Raw genomic sequence first — 11,320 nt, 5'->3', positions numbered from 1 at the left:
TGCAAGGACACAGATCGGTCATCCCTCGAAGGAGAGACGATGAGCACGTCCCAGATGACACGTCGCAGCCTCATCAAGGCGCTCGCGACGTCGACCGTGGCCGTCGGCCTCGGTGCCGCCGCCGCCCCGGCGGCGAGCGCGGCGACACCCACCGCCGGGCCGCTCGCGGCAGCCGGCAACGGCCGGCTGCTGCCCCCCGGCAAGATCGGCATCCAGCTGTACTCGATCCGCGACAAGGTCTCGAGCCTCGGGTTCCGCGCGGTCTTCGAGCAGCTCGCCGACATCGGGTACTCCGAGATCGAGTTCGCGGGCTACAACCAGGGCCAGGTCGGGCCGATCACGCCGGAGGAGATCCGGCAGCTCCTCGACGACAACGGGCTCAGCGCCGTCGGTTCGCACGTCGGCCTCAACGCGCTGCGCAACGACCTCCCGCGCCAGCTCGAGATCGCCAACGTCCTCGGCATGCCGCACGTCGGGACCGCGAACGCGCCGACCAACGTCAACACCGTCGCCGGGTACCGCGCGGCGGCCGACGAGTTCAACGCCTGGGGGGAGCAGGCGCGCGCGGCGGGCCTCAAGCTCTACCAGCACAACCACGCCGGCGAGTTCGCGTTCGCCACGGACCAGCCGGACGTGCGCCTCTACGACGTCTTCTTCGACAACACGGACCCGCGGACGGTGTTCCTCGAGATGGACGTGTACTGGGCCTTCGTCGGCCAGTACCGCTTCCCGGGCTTCGAGCCGATCGACTACGTCCGGGACAACCCGCACCGCTACCCGCTGCTGCACCTGAAGGACGGCGACCGCAACGCGGCGAACCCCAACGGGTTCGACATCATCGAGTTCGACGCCGGCGACCTGCCGTACCGCGAGTTCCTCCGGGCCACGAAGGCGCGCGGGACCCGGTACGGCATCTGGGAGCAGGACAACGCCCCGACGACGGCGGTCCCGCCGAACCCGGTCGACTCGTTCGGCAACGCGGAGCGCAGCTACGCGGCGCTGCTCGGCCTGCGCGGCTGACGTCGCGGCCGGACGTCCCGCACCGACCCGGTCCGTCCGACGGCGGGTCTCCCGCGATCCCCGCAGCACCCTGGAACCAGGGCCGCTGCGGGGATCGCGGCGTCTGCGGGTGCGCCGGAACCCAACTAACGATCAACTTCCAACTTTTGATTGACACCTGACAGAAGGTCCGTAGGATAACGACCGGGCGGTAGGTGAACGTACCCGACGCCCGCCCGCTCCGCGCACCGCGCAGGGGCCGGAGAGGTACTTCCTCCCGCACGCCGACGTGCGGGAGCTTCGCTCGACGACGAGACGAGGAGGACACGACGCCGGGCGCCCGTCCGCGCCCCACCAGTCCACACACACAGACCGGGCCACCCGATTCCGTCGTTGGCGCGACGGGGGCGACCCGGTCCGGATGACCCCTCACAGGCGACTGAAACCTCACAGGAGTGGCATCACATGAAGGATATCCGCAGGCGGTCACGCCTGAGCAGAGGGATGACGGCCGCACTCGCCGCCGGCGCCCTCGCGCTGACAGGCGTAGGCCTGGCGGTCGCGCCCGCGACCGCGCACGACGGCGTCGACCACGGGGCCGAGCCCGGTGCCGACACCGCGCTCGACTGGTCGAACTACGAGAAGGTCCTGCTGACGAAGAACGTCGGCGAACCCCTCGACATGGCGATCCTGCCGGACTCGCGCGTGCTGCACACCGCGCGCAACGGCGACATCCGGCTCACCGACCCGGCGACGGGCACCACGCGCACGATCAACCAGGTCCCCGTCTACGCGAACTCGGAGGACGGGCTCCAGGGCATCGCGCTCGATCCCGCGTTCGCGGAGAACGGCTGGGTCTACCTCGTCTACGCGCCGATCGACGCCGACGGCGACGGGCAGCCCGACACCCCCACGGGGAACGCCCCGAACTCGCTGCCCGCCGGCGCCGACGAGAGCTACTGGGACCAGTGGGTGGGCGTCAACCGTCTGTCGCGCTTCCAGTGGACCGACGACGCGCTCGACCTGTCGAGCGAGCAGGTCATCCTCGACGTCGAGGTCCAGCGCGGGCAGTGCTGCCACGTCGGGGCCGACATCGACTTCGACGGCGAGGGCAACCTCTACCTCACGACGGGCGACAACACGCCCGCGAGCACGCCCGGCGCCAACGGCTTCGCGCCCAACAACGACGCGCCGGGGATGAACCCGGGCTTCGACTCGCGCCGCGGCGCGGGGAACACCAACGACCTGCGCGGCAAGATCCTGCGGATCCACGTTCAGGAGGACGGGACGTACACGATCCCCGAGGGCAACCTGTTCGCCCCGGGCACCGAGAACACCCGGCCCGAGATCTTCATCATGGGCGTGCGCAACCCGTTCCGCTTCGAGGTCGACCCGGAGACGAGCTCGATCTCCTGGGGCGACTACGGGCCGGACGCGACCAAGGCCGTCGCCGACGCCAACGACCGTGGCCCGATGGGCTACGTCGAGTGGAACGTCGCGAGCCTCGACGACCCGCACAACGCGGGCTGGCCCTTCATGACGGGCGACAACTTCGCATACAACGACTGGGACTTCGAGACGTCGACCGCGGGGGAGTTCTTCGACCCGGAGAACCTGCAGAACACGTCCCGCTGGAACACCGGCCTCGTCGACCTCCCGGCACCGCGCCCCGCGACGCTGTACTACGGCGACGAGCCGGGCGACCAGCCGTGGGACGAGCTCGTGAACTTCGGGACGAGCAACGGCCAGGCGCCGATGGGCGGCCCGGTCTACCACTACGACGCCGACAACCCGTCGACCACCAAGCTGCCCGAGTACTGGGACGGCAAGGCGTTCATGGGCGAGTTCTCGCAGGACTACATCGCGGCGATCACCGTCGACTGGTCGACGTTCGACGTCACGCACATCGAGGACTTCCTGCCGAACTCCGCCCTGACGAGCGCCGCGCAGCCGATCCACGACAACCCGATGGACATCGAGATCGGTCCGGACGGCTCGATGTACGTGCTCGACTACGGCGACGGCTTCTTCCGCGCCAATCCCGACGCGGGCCTCTACCGCATCGACTACGTCGAGGGGAACAAGTCCCCGCAGGCGCGGTTCACCGCCACGCCGAACTCGTCGTCCGAGGCCCCGCTCGAGGTCACGTTCGACGCCTCGACGTCGTCCGACCCCGACGGTGACACCCTCACCTACGAGTGGGACGTCGACGGCGACGGCACGTACGACTACACGGGCGCGCAGGCGACGCACACCTACACCGAGATCGGCGCCTACACGGCTCGGCTCCGGGCGACGGACGACGGCGGCCGGCGCGGGCTCACCTCGCGCGTCATCTCGGTCGGCAACCAGGCGCCCGAGGTCACGGTGGAGTACCCGGGCAACGGCTCGTTCTTCGACTGGGGCAACGCGATCCCCTACCGGGTCACGACGACCGACGCCGAGGACGACGCCTCCGTCGAGACGCCGGAGCCGCACCTCACCGCGGACTCCCCGATCAGCGCGTGGCTCGCGGACCAGATCGGTCACGACGTCCTCGTCGAGAACCTCGGGATCGACGCGGAGACGCTCGGCGAGATCAGCGGGTACAGCCTCAACGAGCTCGTCGCGCTGTCCGGCGGCGCACTGTCGGCGGAGATGGTGCAGGGCGTGGTCACGGCCTACGCGGCGGCCTTCGAGGAGGCTCCGAGCGGTGGCGGGACCGTGTGCTCGCGCGTCGCGTGGACGTACGGCCTCGGTCACGACGAGCACGCCCACCCGGAGAACACGGGCGCGGGCTGCACGGGTGCGTGGCTGACCGACCCGAACTCGCCCGAGCACGGGCCGGGCGCACAGCTCTACGGCGCAGTCGTCGTCACGTACACGGACGCCGGTCACAACGGGCTGCCCCCGGCCCAGGGCGAGGCCACCGTCCGCCTCAACCCGAAGCTCCAGCAGCCGGAACACGCGACGCAGCGTCAGGGCGTCGTCGTGTACGCCGACGAGACGGCGTCGGGCGGCACGGCCGTCCGCGGCCTCGGTGCGGGCGGCGACTTCCTGCGCTTCGACCCGGTGAACTTCGCCGGGATCGACGGGGCGGTCGTCCGGGCGAACGGCGCCGGCCAGGTCCAGCTGCGCTGGGGTGCCGCCGACGCGGCGCCCTTCGCGACGGCGACGATCCCGGGCGGTGCGGGCTGGAAGGACGTCGAGATCGCGTTCGACGCTCCCGAGGGCAGCGGTCAGCTCTTCGTCACCTCGGCGGACGACCTCGCGCTCGACGCCATCACGATGGTCGGTGCCGGCGTCGCCGACGTCACGGCCCCGACCGTGGTCCACACCCTCGCGCCGGCCGAGCCGACCGGGGTGGGCGGGGTCTTCAACGAGCCGGTCACGTTCTCGGTGGGTGCCACCGACGACGGGGCGATCCGGAGCGTGGAGTACTCGCGCGACGCCGGGGCGACGTGGCAGGCGCTCTCGTCGCGCCAGCAGTACTCCGTCGCGTTCTCCGAGAGCGGCACGTACGACCTCCAGTACCGGGCGACCGACACCGGGGGCAACGTCTCCGAGCTCGGCAGCGCGTCGTTCACGATCGACCTCGAGGCACCCGACGAGCCGACGGTGGAGTCGACCACGAGCATCGCGCTCGGTGCCGCTCGCGTCACCTACGGCGACCTGGGCGAGGCGGTCGTGACGGTCGCCGGCGAGGGCGGCGTGCCCACCGGCGAGGTCGTGCTCACGGCGGGTGACGTCGAGGTCGGCCGCGGGACCCTCGCCGAGGGCACCGCGACGATCGCGATCGACCCGTCGCTCGCCGTCGGGACGCACGTCGTCAAGGCCACGTACCAGGCGGACGGCACGTTCAAGGCGTCGTCGGCCGGGGCGCGGCTCACCGTGGCCCAGGCGAGGTCGACCCTGACCGGGTCGGTCATGCCGAACCCGGTCAAGCCGGCGGTCGCCGCCAAGGCGACGCTGCACGTCGAGCCGTCGACCGGCGTCGTCGCCACGGGTGACGTGGTCCTGACCGTCAAGAAGAACAACGTCACCGTCGCGACCCGTACCGGGACGCTCGACGCGGCCGGCGACGTCGTCGTGACGCTGCCCAGGCTCGGGGAGACCGGCACCTACCAGGTGCAGGCCCAGTACGCCGGTTCCGCCGGTGTCGCGAAGAGCTCGGCGACGTTCAACCTCACGGTCCGCAGCTGACCGTTCGCCGGTGGCTCGGGCCTCGCGCCCGGGCCACCGGCCCACCGGACGTCCCCGGGCTGTCCCGGGGCGGCTCACCTCGAAGGAGAGACATGAGTTCACAGCACCACCACCACCCGACGGTCCCGGCCAAGCCGATGAGCCGTCGCAACCTGCTCAAGGCGCTCGCCGCGTCGTCGGTCGCCGTGGGTGCCGGAGCGATCCTCGGCCCGGCGGCGGCCAGCGCGCTCGGGGGCGCAGGCCTGGCCGCGGCCCCCGCCCCGTCGGGCGGCCGCGGGCGCCTGGTCCCCGTCAACCGCATCGGCATCCAGCTCTACACCGTCCGCGACAAGGTCAGCTCGCTCGGCTTCCGCCAGGTGTTCGAGGAGCTGGCGGACATCGGCTACTCCGAGATCGAGTTCGCCGGGTACACGCAGGGCAACGTCGGCGCGATCACCGTGCCGGAGATCCGCCAGCTCCTCGACGACAACGGCCTGCGCGCCGCGGGCGCCCACGTCAACCTCAACCTCAACAACATCGACGCCGAGATCGAGAAGGCGCTCGTGCTCGGCATGCCGCACCTCGGGCAGGGCGGCCCGATCGCGGGCGGCTACGGCGGCCCCGTGCCGAAGGACGCGTGGCTCCAGGCGACCGACGTGTGGAACCAGATGGGAGCGAAGGCGAAGGCGGCAGGCCTGAAGCTCTACTCGCACAACCACGCCCAGGAGTTCAACTTCACGAGCGACGACCCGAGCACGCGCGTCTACGACCTGCTGTGGGAGAACCTCGACCCCGAGCTCGTCTTCTTCGAGATGGACGTGTACTGGGCCTACGTCGGCCGTCACCTGTACCCGGGGTTCGAGCCGATCGAGTACGTCAAGGCCGACCCGCGCCGCTTCCCGATCCTGCACCTCAAGGACGGCAAGACCAACGAGGCGAGCACCAACGGCTACGACATCATCGAGTTCGGCGCCGGGAACATCCCCTACGCCGCCTTCCTCTCGGAGCTGCGCGACCGCGGTCAGCGCTTCGGCATGTACGAGCAGGACAACGCCGCGACCGTGGCGGAGCCCGGCAACGAGCTCAACTCCCTGGGCAACGCCCGGCGCAGCTACGGCGAGATCTCCTCGCTCCGCGGCTGACGCGACCGACCACACGTTTCTTTCGAAGGAGAAGCACGCATGACATGGAAGTGGAAGGTCCCGTCCGCCGCGCTGCTCGCGCTGGCGACGGCCACGGTGGTCGCCCCGGCGGCGCACGCCGCGGACGTCGAGTGCACGGGCGACCTCGGTGACCAGACGATCAGCGGGGACCTCGTGGTCCCCGGCGGCGTCGACTGCGTCCTGGGCGGCGCGACCGTCGAGGGCGACGTGGTCGTCGAGCCCGAGGGCTGGCTCGACGCGACGTCCGTGACGGTCGGTGGCGACGTCGTCGCGACCGACGCGTACGGCGTCTCGCTCGACGGCACGAGCGTCGGGGGCGACGTGAGCGCGTACTCCGCCGACACGCGGGTCGGGTTCCTGTACCTCAACGACCTCACCGTCGGTGGCGACGTCGCAGCCGGGGGCATCGACGTCGAGATCAACGACTCGACGATCACCGGCACGCTCCTGACCCAGGAGGCGAGCTACGTCGACCTGCTGCGCACCTCGGTGCACGGCGACGCGACGCTCGACGGCTCGGCGTACGGCGTGTCCGTCGCCGGTGCGGTCGTCGGCGGCTCGCTCACGGTGAGCAACGGCCAGCGCGACCTGCTCGTCGGGGCGACCACCGACGGCCAGGCCGACGAGTGGGGCAACGCCGTCGCGGGCGACCTCGTGCTCACGGACAACTCGGGCAACCTCCGGGTCGCCGGCACGGCCGTGCAGGGCACGATCCGGACGTCGGGCAACGACCCGGCGGCGGCGTTCGGACCCGGCAACACCGCGGGCGGCGTCGACGGCGACCACTCGGGCGAGGCGCCCGCACCGGCTCCCGAGGGCGACCAGGCCGTGGCCGTCACCGTCCCGGCGCAGTCGGGCGGCGAGCTCACGTGGCAGCTCGAGGGCTCGTCGAGCCTCGTCGACCTCGGTGTCGCCACCGAGGAGCTGAGCTACTACCAGGCGATGGGCCAGCTCGTCCCGGTGCGCGTGCAGGACACGCGTGCGGGCGACCCGGCGTGGTCGGTCACCGGCCAGGTGTCCGACTTCGTCGCGGGCGGGCAGACCGTCGAGGGCAAGTACCTCGGCTGGACGCCGGGCGTCCTCGAGAACGGCGGCGACGCGGTCGCCGGCGAGCACGTGGCGTCCGGGTTCGACGAGGGCGAGGGCCTCGCGCAGGCCCGCACCCTCGCGCGGGCCGACGAGGGTCACGCGCGCGGCGCGTCCGTGGTCGGGGCGACCCTCGACCTCAAGCTGCCGCTCGACACCCCGCGCGGCACGTACACCGCGACGATCACCCTGACCGCTCTGGGGTGATCCACCCGCCCCGCCCCGCCCCCCGGGCCGAGGGGGGCGGGGTGTGGCCGGCCGCCACGAGCGCCGTGGCGGCCGGCCGTATGGTCAGGCACCGACGGGCGCCCGTCTCCACCAGACGGGCACCGCCGCCCGAGCATCACCGACGAAGGACCCAGCACCATGACCGACCGCCGCACGAACCCTCTCTCGTCCGCGAGCGCACGCCTGCGGCGCGTGCTCGCCGTGCTCGCCGCGCCGGTCCTGACGCTCGCGCTGCTCGTCGCTCCCGCCGCCGTCGCGACGGCGGACGTCGAGCCCGCGCCCGAGTCCTCGACGACCGTGCAGTGGGGCTTCCGCCCCGCCGACACCGCGCAGGGCACCGACCGTCCCAACTTCGCGTACTCGCTCGCGCCGGGCGGCTCGGTCCAGGACGCGATCGTCGTGACGAACCACGGCGACGAGCCGCTCGCCCTCGGGGTCTACGCGGCGGACGGGTTCCTCACCGACGACGGCACCCTGGACCTCCTCCCGACCGGCGAGGAGTCGACGGCGCTCGGGTCGTGGATCGTGCTCGCCCAGCCGGGGATCGAGGTCCCGCCGCAGGAGAGCGTCGAGGTCCCCTTCACCCTGACCGTGCCCCAGGACGCCACGCCCGGCGACTACGCCGCCGGGGTGGTCTCGTCCCTCGTCGTCGCCGCGGACGACGGCGTGACGACCGACCGCCGCCTCGGCTCCCGTGTCCACCTGCGCGTCCAGGGCGACCTCGCCCCCGCGCTCGCCGTCGAGGACGTGCACCTGGAGTACGACGGCACGCTCAACCCGTTCGCGGCCGGGACCGCGACGATGCGCTTCACGGTGCGCAACGAGGGCAACACGCGGGTCGCTCCCGCGACGTCCGTCCGCGTGACCGGTCCGTTCGGCCTCGCGGGCGGCGCCGCGGCCTCCGTCGACGTCCCCGAGCTCCTGCCCGGGTCGTCGGTCGAGCGCACGGTCGAGGTCGACGGCGTGCGGCCGCTCGTGCGGCTCGACGGGACGCTCACCGTCGGCGGCGAGGTCGTGCCCCTGCCGGGCACCGTCCCCGATCCCGAGGTTGTCGTGCCCGGCGTGACGGCCTCCGCATCCACGTGGGCGGTCCCGTGGGTCGCGCTCGGCCTGCTCGTCCTCGTCGTCGCGCTCGTGGTGTGGCGGGTCCGGGCGCGCCGCCGCGCGAAGGCCGCGCAGCAGCGCGCCGTCGACGCGGCGGTCGCCGCCGCCCTCGCCGAGCGCGAGGCCGCCGACGCCGTCGTCGCGGGGGACCGCGACCCGACCGGGACCTGAGCCCGCGTCGGGCGACCCGGCTCGGTCCCGCGTCAGACGGCCGAGCCGTCGCGCGCCGGGCGCGGCTCCGCCACCGGGCGGACGGCCCCGGCGACGGCGAGGCTCAGCACGGTGGCGGCGCAGAGGACGAGCAGCGCGTGGCGCGCCCCGACACCGTCGACGAGCAGGCCGAGCAGGGGCGGTGCGCTGAGCATCGCGACGGTGGAGAACGACGTCGCGACCGCGACCCGCGGGCCGGCGTGCGCCGGGTCGTCGGACGCGGCGGCGATCGCGACCGGGTTCGCGAGGGCGGCGCCGCACCCCCAGAGCACGATCCCGACCCAGGCGAGCGGCAGGCTCGGTGCGAGACCGAACGCGAGGAGCCCGACGAGCGCCGACGCCCCGGAGGCGCGCAGCACCGTGACGCGGCCGAACCGGTCGATGAGCCCGGTCCCCGCGAACCGGAACACCGTCATCGCGCCCACGAACGTGCCGTACGCGACCGCCCCGACCGCCTCGCGCACCGCGAACCCGTCCACGACGGCGATCGACAGCCAGTTCCCGGCCGATCCCTCCGACAGCGACGACGCGAGCAGGACGAGCCCGATGAGCAGCGTGCGCGGCTCGCGCCAGGCGGCGAGCGCCGCGCGGACACCGGAACCCCGGCGGGGCGAGGCGGTCCCGCCCGCGTGCTCGGGGGCGAGCGCCGTGGCCGGGCGGATCAGCGTGGCGCGGGCGACGGCGACGGCGAGGCTCACCACGACGAGCTGGGCCGTGATGCCGACGTGGGCCCACGAGAACGCCGCCGCGACGAGCGCGCCGCACGCCGCACCGATGGAGAACGCGGCGTGGAAGTGGGGCAGGATCGCCCGCCCGACGTGCTGCTCCACGGAGGCCGCGCAGATGTTGATCGGCACGTTGGTCAGCGCGCCGCACGCACCGTTCACGAACGCGCCCACCGCGAAGAGCCCGACGCTCCCCGTTCCTGTGCCGGCCGCGACGAGCGCGAACCCGACGACGTTGCCCGCCGTCGCGACGACGAGCGTCGTGCGGCTGCCGAACCGTGCGACGACCGCCCCGGTCACGACGACCGCGGAGAGCGTGCCGAGCCCACCCACCACGAGCAGCGCCCCGAGCTGTCCGGAGCTCAGCCCGAGCGCGTCGCGGACCGACGGCAGGCGGCTCATCCACGACGTGCCGACGACCCCGAAGAGGGCGAACTGCGCCATGAGCGCCCAGCGGGCGCGCGCCACCGTCGCGGCGTCGTCGGCCTGGGCAGGGGTGTTCCCGGAAACCGTTGGGAGTCTTGACACTTGCCGCAGTTTACGGAGCGTCGTGCCGCCGAACCCCGGGTTGCACGTCGCTGAATCCCTTCAACGGCGTGCAACCCGGGGTTCGGCGGCAGCCGGCGGCACACGGCCCATGGTTCGGCGGCAGCCCGGCGGCAGCCCGGCGGCAGCGCGGCGGTAGCGCGGGGTCCGGCGGCCGGCGGGTCAGACGCGGACGGTACCCGCGACGACCGTGACGCAGTCGCCGCCGACCCACACCGTCCCCTCGTCGTCGCGCTCGACGCGCACCCGGCCCGCACGACCGAGGGCGGCGCCCTGCGCGGCGACGTACCGGTCGGGCAGCCGTCCGTCGCGCACGAGCCACTGCCCGACGACCGCGTTGAGCGACCCGGTCACGGGGTCCTCGGGGATGCCCATGGCCAGGGCGAAGCCGCGCACCTCGGCCGCTGCGCCGTCGGGCCCGGACGCGTCGTCGGACCCGGAGGCGTAGAGGCCGACGACGCCCACGGACAGGTCCGGGTGCTGCGCGCGCAGGGCCGTGAAGTCGGGCGCGAGCGCCGCGACGCGCTCCGCCGAGTCGAGCAGCACGACGCGCCAGCCGGGTCCGTTGTCGAGGAGCCGGTGGTCCACGACGGCGTCGGCGGGGACGCCGAGCGCCGCGACGATCGCACCGACCTCGTCGTCGCCGAGCGGAGCGTCCGTGAGGAGGTCCGGCGCGGCGAAGGCGAGGGAGCCGGAGTCGTCGCCGGCGTCGACACCCCTCCGGATCGTCACGAGGCCCACGCCGCACTCCTGCACGACGGCGCCGCTCGCCCGGGGCGTGCCGCCCGCCTCGAGCCAGGCGTGGCACGAGCCGAGGGTGGGGTGCCCGGCGAACGGCAGCTCGCCCGCGGGGGTGAAGATGCGCAGGCGGTAGTCGGCACCGTCGGCCGCGCCGTGTGCCGTGGGCGGCAGGACGAACGTCGTCTCGGAGAGGTTGGTCCACCGCGCGAAGGCGGCCATCTGCTCGTCGCTCAGCCCGTCGCCGTCGAGCACGACGGCCACCGGGTTGCCGAGCGTCGGGACGGCCGTGAAGACGTCGACCTGCGCGAACGGTCGCGACGGATCGACGTCGCCGTGGCGTGCACTCATACGAGCGAG

At 73.1% G+C, this 11,320-nt stretch carries 7 protein-coding genes; 5 read left to right on the top strand and 2 right to left on the bottom strand.

Annotated elements, in window-relative coordinates; translation table 11 throughout:
* The first annotated feature begins 39 nt into the window (after positions 1 to 39).
* The 5 genes from NFS20_RS16015 to NFS20_RS15995 all read left to right on the top strand — a co-directional run bounded on the left by NFS20_RS16015 (position 40) and on the right by NFS20_RS15995 (position 8,912).
* Positions 40 to 1,020 carry a sugar phosphate isomerase/epimerase family protein gene (locus tag NFS20_RS16015; protein WP_251152802.1) on the top strand — a complete coding sequence of 327 codons (981 nt, stop codon included), beginning with the start codon at positions 40 to 42 and terminating at the stop codon, positions 1,018 to 1,020.
* A gap of 483 nt (positions 1,021 to 1,503) precedes the next feature.
* Positions 1,504 to 5,181: a PQQ-dependent sugar dehydrogenase gene (locus NFS20_RS16010; protein WP_251152801.1), complete on the top strand. Its 3,678-nt coding sequence runs from the start codon at positions 1,504 to 1,506 to the stop codon at positions 5,179 to 5,181.
* A 92-nt stretch (positions 5,182 to 5,273) separates the two neighbouring features.
* The gene (locus NFS20_RS16005; protein ID WP_251152800.1) at positions 5,274 to 6,302 is read left to right on the top strand and encodes a sugar phosphate isomerase/epimerase family protein; all 1,029 of its coding nucleotides are present in this window, start codon (positions 5,274 to 5,276) and stop codon (positions 6,300 to 6,302) included.
* Positions 6,303 to 6,341: 39 nt separating this feature from the next.
* Positions 6,342 to 7,616, top strand: coding sequence for a hypothetical protein (locus NFS20_RS16000; protein WP_251152799.1), 1,275 nt, complete (start codon positions 6,342 to 6,344; stop codon positions 7,614 to 7,616).
* A 159-nt stretch (positions 7,617 to 7,775) separates the two neighbouring features.
* Positions 7,776 to 8,912 (top strand): WxL protein peptidoglycan domain-containing protein, encoded by a 1,137-nt coding sequence (locus NFS20_RS15995; protein ID WP_251152798.1) that lies wholly within the window; start codon positions 7,776 to 7,778, stop codon positions 8,910 to 8,912.
* Positions 8,913 to 8,944: 32 nt separating this feature from the next.
* Here the strand turns inward: NFS20_RS15995 and NFS20_RS15990 are convergent, their stop codons facing one another.
* Positions 8,945 to 10,204 carry an MFS transporter gene (locus NFS20_RS15990; protein WP_251152797.1) on the bottom strand — a complete coding sequence of 420 codons (1,260 nt, stop codon included), beginning with the start codon at positions 10,202 to 10,204 and terminating at the stop codon, positions 8,945 to 8,947.
* Positions 10,205 to 10,384: 180 nt separating this feature from the next.
* Positions 10,385 to 11,311 carry a PhzF family phenazine biosynthesis protein gene (locus tag NFS20_RS15985; RefSeq protein ID WP_251152796.1) on the bottom strand — a complete coding sequence of 309 codons (927 nt, stop codon included), beginning with the start codon at positions 11,309 to 11,311 and terminating at the stop codon, positions 10,385 to 10,387.
* Positions 11,312 to 11,320: the final 9 nt, after the last annotated feature.

The sequence above is a fragment of the Cellulosimicrobium sp. Marseille-Q4280 genome (genome assembly GCF_943181405.1).
In the GTDB taxonomy this organism is placed as follows: domain Bacteria; phylum Actinomycetota; class Actinomycetes; order Actinomycetales; family Cellulomonadaceae; genus Cellulosimicrobium.
The sequence above is the reverse complement of the archived record's forward strand: the minus strand, read 5'-3'. Positions and strand labels throughout refer to the sequence as shown.

Coding starts and splice junctions, on each gene's coding strand:
- NFS20_RS15985 (WP_251152796.1), bottom strand. CDS start 11,311: ATGAGTGCACGCCACGGCGACGTCGATCCGTCGCGACCGTTCGCGCAG.
- NFS20_RS16000 (WP_251152799.1), top strand. CDS start 6,342: ATGACATGGAAGTGGAAGGTCCCGTCCGCCGCGCTGCTCGCGCTGGCG.
- NFS20_RS16005 (WP_251152800.1), top strand. CDS start 5,274: ATGAGTTCACAGCACCACCACCACCCGACGGTCCCGGCCAAGCCGATG.
- NFS20_RS16010 (WP_251152801.1), top strand. CDS start 1,504: ATGACGGCCGCACTCGCCGCCGGCGCCCTCGCGCTGACAGGCGTAGGC.
- NFS20_RS15995 (WP_251152798.1), top strand. CDS start 7,776: ATGACCGACCGCCGCACGAACCCTCTCTCGTCCGCGAGCGCACGCCTG.
- NFS20_RS16015 (WP_251152802.1), top strand. CDS start 40: ATGAGCACGTCCCAGATGACACGTCGCAGCCTCATCAAGGCGCTCGCG.